General features: G+C 63.4%; 15 protein-coding genes. 3 read left to right on the forward strand and 12 right to left on the reverse strand.

Annotation, left to right across the window (positions count from 1 at the left end; genetic code table 11):
- Positions 1-26 precede the first annotated feature (26 nt).
- From BPRO_RS10565 to BPRO_RS10595, 7 genes are all read right to left on the reverse strand, one after another.
- Complete coding sequence (locus BPRO_RS10565; protein WP_011483047.1) at positions 27-1,346, reverse strand: TRAP transporter large permease; 1,320 nt, start codon at positions 1,344-1,346, stop codon at positions 27-29.
- Positions 1,343-1,831, reverse strand: a complete 489-nt coding sequence (locus tag BPRO_RS10570) for a TRAP transporter small permease (RefSeq protein ID WP_011483048.1) — start codon at positions 1,829-1,831, stop codon at positions 1,343-1,345. Before BPRO_RS10570 ends, BPRO_RS10565 begins: the two co-directional genes overlap by 4 nt.
- A 253-nt stretch (positions 1,832-2,084) precedes the next feature.
- Positions 2,085-2,780, reverse strand: a complete 696-nt coding sequence (locus BPRO_RS10575) for a fumarylacetoacetate hydrolase family protein (RefSeq protein WP_011483049.1) — start codon at positions 2,778-2,780, stop codon at positions 2,085-2,087.
- Positions 2,777-3,871 carry a gentisate 1,2-dioxygenase gene (gene gtdA / locus BPRO_RS10580; RefSeq protein ID WP_011483050.1) on the reverse strand — a complete coding sequence of 365 codons (1,095 nt, stop codon included), beginning with the start codon at positions 3,869-3,871 and terminating at the stop codon, positions 2,777-2,779. The genes BPRO_RS10575 and gtdA overlap by 4 nt, the downstream gene beginning before the upstream one ends.
- 52 nt (positions 3,872-3,923) lie before the next feature.
- The gene (locus BPRO_RS10585) at positions 3,924-5,303 is read right to left on the reverse strand and encodes an FAD-dependent oxidoreductase (RefSeq protein WP_011483051.1); all 1,380 of its coding nucleotides are present in this window, start codon (positions 5,301-5,303) and stop codon (positions 3,924-3,926) included.
- Positions 5,304-5,884: 581 nt separating this feature from the next.
- Positions 5,885-6,895 carry a Bug family tripartite tricarboxylate transporter substrate binding protein gene (locus tag BPRO_RS10590; RefSeq protein ID WP_011483052.1) on the reverse strand — a complete coding sequence of 337 codons (1,011 nt, stop codon included), beginning with the start codon at positions 6,893-6,895 and terminating at the stop codon, positions 5,885-5,887.
- A 26-nt stretch (positions 6,896-6,921) separates the two neighbouring features.
- Positions 6,922-8,115, reverse strand: a complete 1,194-nt coding sequence (locus tag BPRO_RS10595) for a 3-hydroxybenzoate 6-monooxygenase (RefSeq protein ID WP_011483053.1) — start codon at positions 8,113-8,115, stop codon at positions 6,922-6,924.
- Positions 8,116-8,253: 138 nt separating this feature from the next.
- On the opposite strand from BPRO_RS10595, the gene BPRO_RS10600 reads away from it, so the two are divergent.
- Positions 8,254-8,700, forward strand: coding sequence for a MarR family winged helix-turn-helix transcriptional regulator (locus BPRO_RS10600; RefSeq protein WP_011483054.1), 447 nt, complete (start codon positions 8,254-8,256; stop codon positions 8,698-8,700).
- 95 nt (positions 8,701-8,795) lie between these two features.
- Here BPRO_RS10600 and BPRO_RS10605 read toward each other — a convergent pair whose 3' ends face one another.
- From BPRO_RS10605 to BPRO_RS10620, 4 genes are read right to left on the reverse strand one after another with little or no spacing between them, the layout of a single operon-like run.
- Entirely contained in the window at positions 8,796-9,098 is a 303-nt protein-coding gene (locus BPRO_RS10605; RefSeq protein ID WP_011483055.1) for an antibiotic biosynthesis monooxygenase family protein, read from the reverse strand.
- A 28-nt stretch (positions 9,099-9,126) separates the two neighbouring features.
- Positions 9,127-9,450: a 2Fe-2S iron-sulfur cluster-binding protein gene (locus BPRO_RS10610; protein ID WP_011483056.1), complete on the reverse strand. Its 324-nt coding sequence runs from the start codon at positions 9,448-9,450 to the stop codon at positions 9,127-9,129.
- 19 nt (positions 9,451-9,469) lie between these two features.
- Positions 9,470-10,957: a glutamine synthetase family protein gene (locus BPRO_RS10615; RefSeq protein WP_157045777.1), complete on the reverse strand. Its 1,488-nt coding sequence runs from the start codon at positions 10,955-10,957 to the stop codon at positions 9,470-9,472.
- Positions 10,958-10,962: 5 nt separating this feature from the next.
- Positions 10,963-12,417, reverse strand: coding sequence for a Rieske 2Fe-2S domain-containing protein (locus BPRO_RS10620; RefSeq protein WP_011483058.1), 1,455 nt, complete (start codon positions 12,415-12,417; stop codon positions 10,963-10,965).
- Positions 12,418-12,500: 83 nt separating this feature from the next.
- Here BPRO_RS10620 and BPRO_RS10625 point away from each other — a divergent pair, with 83 nt between their 5' ends.
- A complete protein-coding gene (locus tag BPRO_RS10625; protein ID WP_011483059.1) occupies positions 12,501-13,223 on the forward strand; it encodes a GntR family transcriptional regulator in 723 nt (240 codons plus the stop codon).
- Positions 13,224-13,310: 87 nt separating this feature from the next.
- On the opposite strand, the gene BPRO_RS10630 is transcribed toward BPRO_RS10625, so the two are convergent.
- Entirely contained in the window at positions 13,311-14,345 is a 1,035-nt protein-coding gene (locus tag BPRO_RS10630) for an NADP-dependent oxidoreductase (protein WP_011483060.1), read from the reverse strand.
- Positions 14,346-14,520: 175 nt separating this feature from the next.
- Here BPRO_RS10630 and maiA point away from each other — a divergent pair, with 175 nt between their 5' ends.
- Positions 14,521-15,159: a maleylacetoacetate isomerase gene (gene maiA, locus BPRO_RS10635; RefSeq protein ID WP_011483061.1), complete on the forward strand. Its 639-nt coding sequence runs from the start codon at positions 14,521-14,523 to the stop codon at positions 15,157-15,159.
- Positions 15,160-15,176 lie beyond the last annotated feature (17 nt).

The raw sequence follows: 15,176 nt of genomic DNA on the forward strand, positions 1-15,176 counted from the left end.
TGGTTTTCAGGACTTACCCGCGGATTTCACTTGATAAAGCCCACCAGCCACAGCGGAATGATGGGGAAGAACAGGAACAGCATGGTGCGCAGCACGTCGCTGAACAGGAAAGGCATCACCCCCCGGTAGGTTTCGCTCATGGGCACATTTTTGGCCAGGCCATTGACGATGTAGACATTCAGCCCGACGGGCGGTGCAATCAGGCCGAACCCCACGGTCATCAGCACCATGATGCCAAACCAGATGGCTACTAAATCTTTTGCCATGCCAAAGTCGAGCGCCATGACCATGGGGAAAAAGATGGGAATGGTCAAGAGCAGCATGGAGAGCTCGTCCATGACGGCGCCGAGCAACACATAGAAAAGCAGGATCGCGACCACCACCACCAGCGGCGAGAGTCCCCAGCCGCCGACCAGCGCGGCCAACTGGTTGGGAACCTGCGTGAGCGCCAGCGCCGAGTTCATCAGGTCGGCGCCGATGAAAATCAGGAAAATCATGGCGGCACTTACCGCCGTGCCGTAAAAGCATTCCTTGAATTTGTCCAGGGTCATCTCGCCCTTGAGCAGGGCGGTCAGAAACGTCGAAGCCGCCCCCACGGCAGCACCTTCGGTAGGGGTGAAAAACCCGCCGTAGATGCCACCAAAGACCAGCAGAAAAATCACGACAATGGGGGTCACGCCGATCAGGGAGTGCATCGTCACGCCCTGACGGTCTGCCTGAACCTCAGGTGCGTGGCCTGGCACAACGCGCACATAAATCGCCACTGCGATCATGTAGCCGCACATGGCAATAATGCCGGGAATTACCGCAGCAGCGAACAGCTTGCTGATGTTCTGCTCGGTAAGAATCGCGTAGATCACCAGCACGATGGAAGGTGGCAACTGGATGCCCAGCGTGCCGCCTGCAGCCAGCGTTCCGGTGGCCAGCCGGCCCGAATAGCCGTGGCGCTGCATTTCAGGCAAGGCAACCCCGGTGATGGTGGCCGCGGTCGCCACCGAGGAACCGCTGATTGCGCCGAACGCTGCGCAGGCCAGCAGGGAGGCCATGGCCAGCCCGCCCTTGAAGCGCCCCATGACACCTGCGGCAAATTCAAACAGCGACTTGCTGATACCGCCCTTGGTGGCAAAGTGCCCCATCAGGATGAACAGCGGAATCACCGAGAGGTCGTAGCCGGCAAAGCGTGCAAAAGCCTGGGTGTTCAGGAAACTTGCAAAAGGCGCCCAACCCGTTTGCGTGACATAGCCGATGGCACCCGCCCCGAACATGCTGACAGCGATGGGCACGCGCACGGCCATCAGGGCCAGCATGCTGCCAAAGATCAGCAGCGTCAAACTCAGTGAACTCATATCGTGGTCTCTCCAGCTTCTTCGGAGCCAAAACCAAACAGTGTCTGGCGCAGGGCAATCAGCCCTGTCAGGATAAAAGGCGGCACCATCATGGCGTAGACGATCCACTCGGGAAACCCCATGATCTGGGTTTCGGAATGCGCCGAATAGACATTGAGCCCGCCCAGCGTGGTGCGCCAGGCCAGCAGGCTAAAAATCAGCGCCAGCAGCAGGGTGCCGAAGCGGTCTAGTTTGTCGTTGACGGCGTCGCTCATCTTCGACGTGAAAAAATCAACAATGATGTTTCCGCGGCGCAGTTGGCACAGCGGCATGAAGAGCGCAATAGCCGCGCCAGCGGCGACACCTGTCAACTCGAATGCTCCGACGATGGAGTCGCCGGTGGTGTTGCGGCCTATCAGGCTGGCGCAGGTCATCAGGGTGATGCCGGTCAACAGCACGCCCGCGATGATGGCGCACAGTTTTGCGAGGTTTTCAAGAATCTTCAAACTTGTCTCCAGCCGGTGGATTCATGGGTTGAACAGAGGCGTTGCAAAGGCGTTGAGGTGAAGGTCGCAGCCCCCGGTGCCTTGCATTTGGCGGATTATGAAGAAACCCGCCGCGGCGGGGCAGGCGGGTTACCCCGAGCGGGCCGGGTATTTGCGCGATGATCGAAGCGGCTGCGCGTATACCGCACAAACTGCCCGCGAACGCCGCCCTGCACAACGCAGGTGCAAGGCGCTTGCCCGCAGGCAGTCGGGCTTACGCGACCTTGACGGTCAGCGTACCCAGGCCGGCCACGCCGCCGACCATGGTGTCGCCAGACACCACCGCCGCCACACCCTCGGGGGTGCCGGTGTAAATCAGGTCGCCGGGCTGCAGTTCCCAGGCCACGGACAGGTGTTCTATGGTTTCGGCAATGTTCCAGATCAGCTTGGAGACATTGCTGCGCTGGCGGTCTTTTCCGCCGACCTGCAGGTAGATCTCGGCGTTGCTCACATCGCCGGCCTGGGCGACGGGCGTGATGGGGCCGATGGGCGCGGAGTGGTCATAGGCCTTGCCGATGCACCAGGGACGGCCCTGTTTTTTCATCTCGCCTTGCAAGTCGCGGCGTGTCATGTCCAGGCCCACAGCGTAGCCGTAGATGTGCTTGTGGGCATCGGCGGCCTTGATGTTTTTGCCGCCCGTGCCAATCGCCGCGACCAGCTCGATTTCATGATGCAGGTTGTTGGTGAGACTCGGGTAGGGAATGGTGCCCGTGCTACCGGCGTCAATCACCACGAGGGCGTCTGCCGGTTTCAGGAAGAAGAAGGGTGGTTCGCGGCCAGTGAAGCCCATCTCCTTGGCATGCTCTTCGTAGTTGCGGCCCACGCAGTAAATGCGGTGGACGGGAAAGCGTTCTTTGACTCCCACAACGGGTACGGAAACCGTGGCGGGCGGGGTAAATACAAAACTCATGACAACCTTTCCTCTTTGTGTATGCCCAAGGCCTGATGCACCGGGCGGTCTGAAAAACTGAACAGCACACAACCTTGCTGCGAGTGCAGTTGGGCAGTGTGCCACGACGGAATCACAAAATGGTCGCGCGGGCCAAAGTCGAATGTCCAGGATTGGCCATTGCGCTCGATGGTGACGCTGCCGTGGCCTTCCACCACGCTGAATACGGCCCCATCGGTCTGGCGCCAGGGCTTGCCTTCAAAGCCCGCCGGCAGGCGCTGCATGAAGGTGGCCATGGTCGGCATGGGCGAGCCGCCCGTGGCCGGATTGACATAGCGCAGCTTGGTGCCGTCCCAGGCATCGATCTCGGCATGGGCTTCCAGCTGGTGCAGGGCCTCGCGTGTGCGCTCATAGGGGTAGCTGAAGATCGGAGAGGTCTGGCCAAAGGGCGCGTCGTAGCGCACCGGCAGCATGTTGGCGCCGTAGCGCTGGTAGCTGATGCCTTCAGCCTTGGTCACGGCTTGCTGTTTGGCGCTGCCGTTTTCCGCAAAGCCGGCGTCAAAGAAGCGCAGCATGGGGATGTCCAGGCCATCCAGCCAGACCACGGGTGCATCCGATTCCACATGGCCGGGGTGGCCATGGTCGTGCCATGTCCAGCTCGGGGTGATGATGAAATCGCCTGGCTTCATCTGTGTGCGCTCGCCGTCTACCGCGGTGTAGGCGCCCTGGCCTTCGACGACAAAGCGCAGTGCGCTTTGCGTGTGCCGGTGGCTGGGCGCGACTTCGCCCGGCATGATGACCTGCAGGCCGGCATAAAGCGACTGGGTCACGCAAGACTGCCCGCGCAGGCCGGGGTTTTCCAGGATCAGCACCCGGCGCACCGCCTCTTCGGCGGTGATAAGCTGGCCCGCCTGCATCAGGAACGGGTGTACCTCGGCGTATTTCCAGAGCGCGGGCTGGCATGGCGTCGTGGGGGACGGTGGCACCAGCGCGTGCAGCACCTCCCACAGCGGCGTCATGCTGTGGGACGAGATGGCGTCATAGAAGGCCTTGCGCGCCGCGTTGTCGGCGCGGGCCGGCTGGCCTGGTTTGGGGGGAGGTGTCATGTCCATGAGGGGGTTCCGCCGCTGATTTAATCCTGTTGACTCTCTGGCCGATGGCCGCTCAGTCGGCGCTTTCGTCGAGGTAAACGCCGTCCTGCCTGAGCAGTTGCTGAAGTTGCCGGATGTCGACGTCGGCAAAAGTCTGGTCTTTAGTCTGGTCTTTATTCAGCCGCGCCGCCGCCGTGCCCGCCGCCTGGCCCATCACAAAGCAGCCACCGCTGGCGCGGGCCGCAGACTGGCCTTCGTGGGTCATGGAGGCGCAGCGTCCGGCCACCAGCAGGTTGCTCACGGTGGTGGGCACCAGCATACGCCAGGGCAGGTCGTTGTAGGCGCGTCCTTCGGCCGCATCCACGTTGCGCGGGAACTGCCAGTCGATGCGGCCATCGGCATGCAGTTCCATCGGCCAGGCATTGATACCGATGGTGTCGTCAAAGCGGGCCGACGAAAGGATGTCTTCGCCACTCAGCGCGTACTGGCCCTGAATCCGCCGTGTTTCGCGTATGCCCACCTGCGGCGCAATGTCGACGATGGCTGATTGCTCAAAGCCCGGCACTTCGTTGCGCAGGAAGCGGAAATATTCCGTGATCTGGCGCCGGCCCTCCATCTCGCCGTCGCTGAGCTGGCGCGCGTCAGTGGCGTCCATGGCCGTGCCCTGGGCATTGCGGATTTGCGTGACGTTGGCACGCCATTCGGCCGGGTTTTTCTGGGGGCGAAGAATGGCGCCTTCGCGCGGGAATTTGTAGCGGCCTGGTTCGCGCACCTGGCTTTGCGCCATCAGCGCGTTGATGGCCTTGAAGTCACCCACTGCTGCCAGTGCGCGTGGTGCATCTACATGGCCAACGCGAAACATGGTCGAGGGAAACAGCGCACTGCCATGCCCGTCGCCCAGCTCAAACGGCACACCGGCAAAGTGCGCCACGTCGGCGTCGCCCGAGCAGTCGATAAAGCACCGCGCGCGAATCGCCTGGCGGCCGGATTTGGTTTCCACTACCAGCGCGCAGATCTGCCGGTCTTGCATGACCACAGCCGCAGCCCAGGCGTGAAACAGCAGCTGCACACCCGAGGCCAGCAGCAACTGATCGGCTGCGCATTTGTAGGCCGATACATCATAGGAGCGAACCCGGATGCGGCCCTGCATGCCGTCCTGCGGCGCGTTGAGGCCGCCCAGCGCGTCGATGCGCGCCAGCAGGTCATCGACCACGCCATGCACCACCTGCTGCATGGCGCCATTTTTGCGACCATACAGGCCCGCAAAATTGGTGACGCCGCCCGCCGTGCCCATGCCGCCCAGGAAGCCGTAGCGCTCCACCAGCAGGGTGCGTGCGCCATGCTTTGCGGCACTCACGCTGGCCGCCAGGCCGGCAGGGCCGCCGCCCACCACGACCACGTCAAATTCGCCATAGACGGGCAGGGTGCGAGCGGGTTCGGTGATGAAGTTCAAGTTGGACCCCCGTCCAGGCTCACTGCGTGTAGCCTGTTCCCCCCTCGAGGGGGCGGTGAATTAGCCCACCCCTGTCCAAGCTCACTGCGTGTAGCTTGTTCCCCCCTCAAGGGGGCGGTGCCTGCGGTCTGGCAAAGCCAGTCCCGCGGCACCCTGGTTGTGCTCCCTGAAGTCTTTAACCCAGCATGGACAGGCGACAGAGGCGGAGCGTCTCGCGAGCCGCGGCCTGCAAGGCCTCGAGAGCTACACGCAGTGAGCGAACGTGGGGGCTCTCCAACCCAGCAGGGGCCGCGGAACCGGCTTTGCCGGGCCGCAGGCGCAGCGGCCCCCTCGGGGGGCAGAGAGCTACACGCAGTGAGCGAACGTGGGGACTCTCCACCCCAGCAGGGGCCGCGGGACTGGCTTTGCCAGACCGCAGGCGCAGCGGCCCCCTCGGGGGGCAGAGAGCTACACGCAGTGAGCGAACGTGGGGGCTCTCCAACCCAGCAGGGGCCGCGGAACCGGCTTTGCCGGGCCGCAGGCGCAGCGGCCCCCTCGGGGGGCAGAGAGCTACACGCAGTGAGCGAACGTGGGGGCCTCATTTACTCGATCCTGATGCCGCGCGTCTGGATGATGTTGCCCAAAATGGCGGCCTCATCCCTGACGCGGCTCTTCAAGCCGTCGGGCGAGGTGCCAACGGCCTGCCAGCCCTGGTTGAAGAGTTTTTGCCGCGTGTCCGTGTCGCGGATGATGCGAGGCACTTCCTGCGCCAGCCGCGCCTGGGCGGCTTTGGAAAGGCGGGCCGGGCCGATCAATGCTGTCCAGACTTCCAGGTTGACGTTCTGCAAGCCTGCCTCCGAGAGCGGTGGCACGTCGGGCACCAGCGAGGAGCGCCCACCCGCCAGACCAATGGCCCTGAGCTTGCCGGAACGCACATGCGGCATGGCCACACCCGGCGGGATCAGCGCCATCTGGATCTGCCCGCCCAGCATGGCGGTCACCACCTGCGGGTTGCCCGGAAACGGCACATGCACCGGCAGCACGCCCGGCGCGCGGCTTTTGAGCAGTTCCATGCCCAGATGGGCGACCGAGCCGTTACCCACCGAGCCGTAGTTCCACTGCCCGCCACCCTCGCGGGCGGCTGTGAAGAACGCGGCCCCACCAGGCTGGCCGGCCGGCGCCACCAACACCAGCGGCGCGGTGGTCAGCAGCGAGATGGGGGCAAAGTCTTTGGCCGGGTCGTAGGGCAGCTTGGGGTACAGCAGCTTGGCCGAGGTCAGGTTGCCGTTGATGACGACTCCCAGCGTATGGTCGTCGGTGGCCTTGGCCACCTGGTCGGCGGCAATGTTGCCGGAAGCGCCGGGCTTGTTTTCAACAACGACTGGCTGGCCCAATGCTTTGGCCAAGGGCTCGGCAAGGGTGCGCGCGGCCATGTCGGGCGTCGAACCACCGGGAAAACCGACCAGAATACGGACCGGCCGGGTTGGCCAGGGGTTGGCAATCTCTGCTTTTTTTGAGCTATTTTGTGCTCCAACCCAGGCGGGAATGGTGCAGGCGGCTATCAAAAGTGTAGCGCGGATGGCGGCGTTGGAGAGCGCGGCAAGCGTTTTCATGGGATTCTCCGGAAGCTGTAAAACTTTCATTGGAACAGTTTTGACGGCTCGATTCCGTCGTACATCCACTTCAACCCGGCAAAACCGGCGCTCTCCGTTCCGCTCTGGAACAACTGGTTGCGCAGCTCGCGCTGTACCCCCGCCGCATGGTAAATGTCACCATAAAAGCGGGCTGTGAGCTGCACCCGGCCGGTGCGCAGGTAGCGGGCCTGCTGGTACTTCAAAAAGGCCTTCTGGATGTCGCCGCGGGTAAAGCGCAATGCTTCGCGCAGCACCACGGCATCTTCGATCGCCTGGCCGGCGCCCTGGGCCAGGTATTGCAGCATGGGGTGGGCCGCATCGCCGAGCAGCGTCACGCGCCGGTCGGTCCAGTTCTTCACGGGTTCACGGTCGCACAACACCCACATCTTCCAGGTTTCGATCTTGCCCAGCAGTTCCCTGACCTGCGGGCAGGCCTCGGCAAAACGCTCGTTCAGCTCGGCCGTGTCGCCAAAGGTGTTCCAGCCTTCGTCGTACTTGTTGCTGTGGAACACCGCCACCAGGTTGAACAGCTCGCCCCGGCGAAGCGGGTAATGCACCAGGTGGGTTTTTTCGCCGCCCCACAGCAGCACGTCGTCACTCCACAAATGGGCAGGCACGTCTTCGCGCTTGAGCACCGCGCGGTAGGCGATGTGGCCCGACACGCGCGGCTTGCCGTCACCCACAACGACTTCCCGTATCCTGCTCCAGAGGCCGTCGGCGCCAATCAATGCGCTGCCGTGCACGGTTTCGCCATCGGCCAGGCGCACGCTGACACCCCCTTCGGACTGGTCGAAGGACTCGACCTTGGCATGGGTGCGCAGGGTCACATGGGGCTGCGCCCGGCAGGCATCCAGAAACACCTGGTGCAGGTCAGCGCGGTAAATCACGCCATACGGAAAGCCATAGGCGGCCCGGGCCATGTCGCCCAGCGCCACGCGAATGACCTTCTCGCCGGTGCGCACATCGTTCATGCCCAGGCCCGCCGGGAAAAATGCCACGCGGTTGACGACTTCGGTCAAACCCAGGTAGTCAAACATCCGGAAGATGTTGGGACCGAGCTGGATGCCGGCACCGATTTCGCCGAACGCGGCGGCTTGCTCCAGCACGGTGACGGGGTGGCCATCCTGCGCCAGCACCAGCGCCGCCGCCAGGCCGCCGATGCCGCCGCCCGAGATGATGAGGGGAGATGTTTGTGCCATGATTTTTACAGGATGAAAATCGGGAAGGGTTCGGGAGAGGTTCGGGAATAGCCCGGGAAATACCAGGGCGCCCCTAAATGATAAGTATACATATCATTTATCGACTTGGTATTTACCCTGAACGTTTAAACTCCGCACATGGCAAAAAGCTTTGATTTCAGCGACGCCCCGGGGCACCTCATTCGCCGGGCACAACAACTTGCAGTGGCGATCTTCATGGAGGAGACGGCGGGTTTTGACGCGACGCCGGTGCAGTTTGCCATCCTGAACGCGCTGATGGATGACCCTGGCGAAGATCAGATCACGCTGTCAGGGCGGGTGGCGTTCGACCCGGCCACTTTTGGCTCGGTGATCGGGCGGCTTGAAGCCAAAGGCTGGGTCAAGCGCGAGGCGGATCCGGGCGACAGGCGCCGCAAACTGCTGTGGATCACGCCCGAAGGGGAGAAGGTTGCGCTGCAGATGAAACGCGCGGTGAACCGGGCCCAGCAGCGCATTGTGGGCCCACTGGATCCTGACGAGCGGGCACAACTGGGCGCGCTGCTCGGCAAGATGATCGCCGGGCACGAAAAAGCTGCCAGGCAATGATGGCATCTCAATGATGGCATTCTGAAGGCAGTAAATAAGAAAGACAAAGAAAAGCGGGGCAGAACAACCCCGCTTTTTTTGGTCGAACGGTTGGCTCAGGCCGATTTGGCCAGCAGGTCGAAATGCTCCACGGTGGGCGGGCCGGCAAAAAACGGCCCGACAATGGCACGCCAGTCGGCAAAGGCCGGGGACTGGCGGAAGTCGACGGTGTGATTTTCCAGCGTCTCCCAGAAGATTTGGAGGATGTAGCGCTCTGGGCTCTCAATGCCTTTGTTGACTTTGAAACCCTGAAAACCTTTGGCGTTCTGGATGACGGTGGTCAGGCCGCGCTGGATGGCTTCGTCAAAAGCGGCTTGCTGGCCGGGATGGATACGGATGTCGGCGAGTTCGAGAATCATGAAAAGTCCTGTTTTTGTGGCACTTGAATTAATACTGGGTGATCGGTAACTCTACCGTCAAACCGTTGAGCGCGTCGGTGAGTTTGATCTGGCAGCTCAGGCGGCTGTTGGGCCGGCTGGGTGTGGCGGTAAAAGCCAGCATGGCCAGTTCTTCGTCATCGGGTGGTGGCAACCGGGTGGCAAAGGGCTCGTGCACGTGGACATGGCAGGTAGCGCAGGTCATCAGCCCGCCACAGTCGGCGGCAATTCCCTCGATACCCGCGGCCAGGGCGGCCTGCATCAGGCTCTTGCCCGTTTGGGCTGTAGCCCCTGTCAGTTGTCCGTCGGAAGCTATGAAGTTAATGGTAATCATGAAGTGTTGAAGAAGGCGTTCAAATCCGGCTGAAATATTCACGGCGCTGCCAGTCGTCCTTGTCTTCAGCTTGCGCATAGCGGTCCAGCTCGGACCGCTTGACGCGCACGAGGTAGTCGACAAAGGCGCTGCCAAAGGCCTTGACCAGAATCGGGTCCGTTTGCAGGGCCTCCAGCGCTTCGCCCAGGCTGGTGGGCAGCAGGGTGCCGCTAGCCCCATAGGGTGCATCGGTGGCGGGCGGCGCCTTCAGCCGGCGCGTGATGCCGTCGAGCCCGGCATGAATCTGCGAGGCCAGGTACAGGTAGGGGTTGGCGGCGGGCTCGCCGATGCGGTTTTCAATGCGCGTGGCGCCGTCACCGCACTGGCCCACCACACGCAGCATGGCGCCGCGGTTGTCGCGGCCCCAGAGCACAGCCTGCGGCGCCAGCGCATTCGGGCGGTAGCGGCCAAAGCCGTTGATGGTGGGCGTGCAGAACACGGCCATGCCACGCGCATGCGCCAGCAGGCCGGCCAGGTAGTGCTCGCCCGTCTCCGACAGCGTGTGCCGGGCATCGGCTGCCGTGCTGCCCGGGGCCGGCGCTTCGCGCTGAAACACATTGCGGCCGGTTTCACTGTCGACCAGCGACTGGTGCAGGTGCCAGCCGCTGGACATGATGTTGGCAAACGGCGGGCGGCACATGAAGCTGGCGTGGTAGCCCGCCCGGCGCAGCGCCTGCTTGACCGCATTGCGAAACAGCACCATGTTGTCGGCAGCTGTCAGCGCGTCGGTGGCTTCGAACACTGCTTCCACCTGGCTGGGGCCCAACTCGATCTCGAGCGACAGCAAGGGCAGGCCCAGCGCCTGCGCCGTGTGCTGCACGATGCGCAAGGGCTCTTCGGCCAGGTCGTACCAGCCCTCGGTCAGCATGTTGTAGCCCGGGTGAACCAGGCTGACCTGCGGCGGCAAACCGGGCCAGCCGGCCTGGTTGGGGTCCAGCTGGTCCCGGGTGCCTTCCTCGGTGATCTTGTAAATGTGGAATTCGACTTCGAGCCCGCACTTCATGCCGTAGCCGGCCCGCGCCAGGCCGGCGAGCGCCTGCTGCAGCACGCGGCGCGTGTCCAGCTCCACCGGCTGGCCGTTTTGAAACCAGAGCTGGCCCTGAACCCAGCCGGTGGCGGGCGTCCAGGGCAGTTGCCGAAAGCTTGACGGGTCGGCCAGCAGCAGCAGGTTGCTGGCGAACTCGAAGCCCGGCAACCCGGCGGGGCCGCCACGCTCGAATACTTTGAATGCCGTGCTGCGGTCCGAGGTGTCCTTGAGGACCAGGGTGCTGACCAGGCCCACGCCTTCCTGCATGGCCTTTGCGGCGGCGCCGGCCACCAGGGTTTTACCGCGTGTGACACCGTGCAGGTCGCACCACGCAAAACGCACCAGCTCCAGGTCGCTGGCAGTGATCAGCCCGGAGGTGTGTTCCAGCGCTTGCTGGCGTGCGGCATCGCGGATTCCGCAGAGCTGCGCGAAGGTGGGCACGGCCCTCACCCCAGCCTGCTCCCAGAGGGAGAGGGAATGAAAGCAGGAATCTTGGCTCCCTCTCCCTCTGGGAGAGGGTTGGGGTGAGGGCTGCCCGTCCAAGGCGCACCGTCACGCTTGGTCCGCACCTGCTCGCGCCACCAGTCGGGCCACGCACCGGCTGGTGCAATGCCGTCCACCGTGTCCGGCCCGGTCATGGCTGCGGCCTGTGCTGCGTCGGCGATACCCGGCGCAACACCGCCGGCCTGCACCGTGGCGATGGCCTTGATCAGCACCCGCCGGTTGACCATGATGACCTTGTCGGTGGTGCCCAGGTGCTCGCGCGTGCGGTCGGCAATCGGGCCCATGCTTTCCACGGCCCACTGGTCATGCACGTTGATATCGTCCTCGCCCATGCCCAGATAGGTCTGGCTCAACTGTTCCTCGGCATCAAAGCCCCACCGGTTATGGCTGCCGGCCTTGGGGATGTAGTCGGGTAGCGAGATGAACTGCTGGCGCTGCGCGCGCATGCTCTCCTTGTCCAGCGGCCCGGCAAAGCTGGTGAAGAAGGAATACCAGTAGGTATGCGTGTCGTCCACGGGCAGGTGCATCTGCGTGATCGTCATGGTTTCCGACAGCGGAATCACAAAGGTGGCCGGGAAGATGGCCTGGGTCACGCGCACATGGGTCAGCTTGTCGGTCATGGGCCGCAACGCGGTGAGCTGCATGCCCCACGGTCTGGTTTCAAAGCTGATGTCGGGCTGCGCAAATTCGCGCATGATGCGCGTCATCGGCCATTGCTCGCCATCCATGGCGCCGGCGCTCGCACTGCGGAACTGTTTGCCCGCTGCGTTCTGGCCGATCTCGTCCAGCGGCTCGTCCTGCAGAAAACGGTGCAGGAAGGAGGGATGCGCCGGGTCAATGCCTACTTCAAAGGCCTGCAGCCAGTTGGCGTTCCACAGGCCCTTGAAGGCAAAGCTGTGGGTGGCCGGTGCGGCAAAGCAGTCAAACGCCGGGAAGGGCGGGGGTGTGCTGCCCTCGTCACCCAGCCAGGCAAACAGCACGCCGCTTTTTTCGATCACCGGGTAGCTGCGCTGTCTGATGCGTTCGCACAGCTTGCTGCCCGTGGGCTCGGCCGGCGTCTCCAGGCAGCGGCCATCAGCTGCAAACTTCCAGCCGTGAAACGGGCAGCGCAGGCCACCACCCTGTTCAAGGCTCTCGCGCCGGCCAAATGACAGGTCGGCCCCGCGGTGCGGACAGTCGCGGTCCAGCAGGCCCCAGGTGTTGCTGGCGTCACTGAACAGCACCAGGTCCTGGCCCAGCACGCGCACCGCCTTGACCGGGCGCTTGTCCATGCGCGGGTCCTGGCTGGGGTTGAATTCGTCGACCAGCGCCACCGGTTGCCAATACTGGCGCATCAGCTGCCCGCAGGGAGTGCCCGGGCCGATCCGGGTGATCAGTTCGTTTTGTTCTGCATTCATGGATGTCCTGCGGGATGGGGGTGATCAGGTGGGGGGTGTGAAAACGGTATACCGAAATTTGAATTCAGTGTACAGTCATCATCATGAGCTTGCAAGAAACGGTTTTGATGCAGTTACGGGACCTGATCCTGCGCGGGGAATTCGCGCCCGGCCAGCGTCTGGCCGAGCAGCAACTGGCTGAGCGCCTGGGTGCCTCACGCACGCCGGTGCGGGCCGCGCTGGTCACGCTGGAGCAGGAAGGGCTGGTGGAGGCCAACGACACGGGCAAATACCTGGTGCGCCAGTTCACACCGCGCGAAGTGGCCGATGCGATTGCCGTGCGCGGCCATCTTGAAGGCATGGCCGCGCGCCTGGTGGCTGAGCATGGGGTTTCTCGCCAGCTGCAGCTCGACCTGCAGTCCTGCCTCGACGAAGGCGACCGCGCGCTGGCGCCCAATCCGCTGGCTTATGAAAACTACGCGGCCTATGCCGTCATGAACGACCGCTTCCATGCGCTGATCCTGGAGGCCAGCGGCAACCGCGCCCTGCAGCGTGCCATCGAACTCAATGACAAGCTGCCTTTTGCTTCAGCGTCGGCCATGCTGCCGATGCAATCCACATTGGAGCAGGACCGCGACTGGATGCATTACGCGCACCGCCAGCACCATATGCTGTTTGCCGCCCTCAAGGCCGGCGAAGGCGCGCGTGCCCAGGCCCTGGCCGTGGAGCATACGGAAGTGGCCCAGATGAACATGCGCATGGCGCTGGAGCGGCGGGCCGAAACCGAACACCTGATGCCGGGCCTGCGTCTGGTGGTGGGGCGGTAAGCTAGGTCAGAGGCTGCTCCCAAGGCGGTGCGCCTGGTCCGCGCAGGCAAGTAGCCGGCAGGCAGGACGCGCAGCGCGTTTACCTGCTTACTCTTTGGCGACCTGCAGCACCAGCTTGCCAAAATTTTCCCCATTGAAAAGCTTGAGCAGCGTCTCGGGAAAGGTGTCCAGGCCGACCACCACGTCTTCCTTGCTTTTCATGGTGCCGGCTTTCAGGTAACCCGCCAGTTCAGCCACGGCCAGGTGGTAGCGGTCGGCGTAGTCAAACACGACAATACCTTCCATGCGCGCACGGTTCACCAGCAGCGACAGGTAGTTGGCGGGACCCTTGACGGGCGTGGTGTTGTTGTACTGGCTGATCGCGCCGCAGATGATGATGCGTGCGCCGCGTGCGAGTTTGGCCAGCACCAGGTCGAGAATTTCGCCGCCCACGTTGTCAAAATAAATATCGACGCCTTTGGGGCAATGTTCTTTGAGGCCGGCCCGCACGTCGCTGTTTTTGTAGTCGATGCAGGCGTCGAAGCCCAGTTCGTTGACCACCCAGTCGCACTTGGCCTTGCCGCCGGCAATGCCGACCACGCGGCAGCCCTTGAGCCTGGCGATCTGGCCCACGGTCTGGCCCACGGCGCCGGCTGCGCCGGACACCACCACGGTTTCGCCCGCCTTGGGCAGGCCGACTTCGAGCAGGCCGAAGTAACCGGTCATGCCCGGCAGGCCCAGCACATTGAGCCATGAGGTGAGCCCCAGGCGCGGATCGATCTTGAACATGCCGCTGCGCTTGATCTGGTCCGCCGGAATCAGGCAGTACTCCTGCACATCCAGCCCGGCATTGACATAGTCGCCCACGGCAAACGCCGGGTTTTGGGAGGCGATGACCTTGCCCACGCCGCCGGCGCGCATGACCGCGCCCAGCTCGACCGGCGGGATATAGCTTTTGGCGTCGTTCATCCAGCCACGCATGGCTGGGTCCAGCGAGAGGTAAAGGGTTTTGACCAGCACGCCGCCGGGGCCGGGTTCAGCCACCGGCTCGGTGGTGAAGTTCCAGTTGGCGCGGGTGGGTAGGCCCGCCGGGCGGCTGGCCAGGCGGACCTGGTGATTGACTAATTCGGTGATGGCGCTCATGAGGTGTCTCCATGGAAGGCAGGTTGCAGGTGACCGCTTTTTGCGGCAGCTGGGCATGGTAGCCGCGCCGGGCCGGGCGGAGAGTCGCGCAGGCGATTCGGCGGAACAGGTCGGCAACACTTTTGCAGCCTGTGCGGATGGCCGGCGCACGGCGTTTCAGTTTATGCTTTCGGTCATGAAGCTTCACAACTATTTCCGTTCTTCCGCCTCCTTCCGCGTCCGGATTGCGCTTGAACTCAAGGCCCTGGACTATGAGTACATTGCGGTGCACATTGCCCGGGGTGACCATAAAAAAGAGCCTTATGCAGCCCTTTCTGCCGACACTTTGGTGCCGCTGCTGGAAGTGGACGGTGAAAAGCTGTCGCAGTCGATGGCCATCATCGAATACCTGGACGAAAAGCATCCGTCGCCGCCGCTCCTGCCCGCCGATGCGGCAGGCCGCGCCAAGGTGCGTGCGCTGGCCCAGTCGATTGCCTGCGAGATTCACCCGCTCAACAACCTGCGCGTACTCAAGTACCTCGTGCGGGAACTCAAGGTGGAAGAAGAGGCCAAAAACACCTGGTACCGCCACTGGTGCCGCGAAGGGCTGGAGGCCTTCGAGCGGCAGCTGGCCCAGTTGCCGGCCTCCACCTATTGCTATGGCAATACCCCCACCCTGGCAGACTGCTGCCTGGTGCCGCAAATCTTCAACGCCAAACGCTTCAATGTGAACTTCGACGGCTTGCCCCGTACGATGGCGGCGTATGACGCCTGCATGGCGCTGCCGGCGTTCCAAAAGGCCCAGCCTTCGGCCTGCCCCGATAACGAAGCCTGAAAATGTGGCCCCCACGC

This window comes from Polaromonas sp. JS666 (assembly GCF_000013865.1).
In the GTDB taxonomy this organism is placed as follows: Bacteria; Pseudomonadota; Gammaproteobacteria; order Burkholderiales; family Burkholderiaceae_C; genus Polaromonas.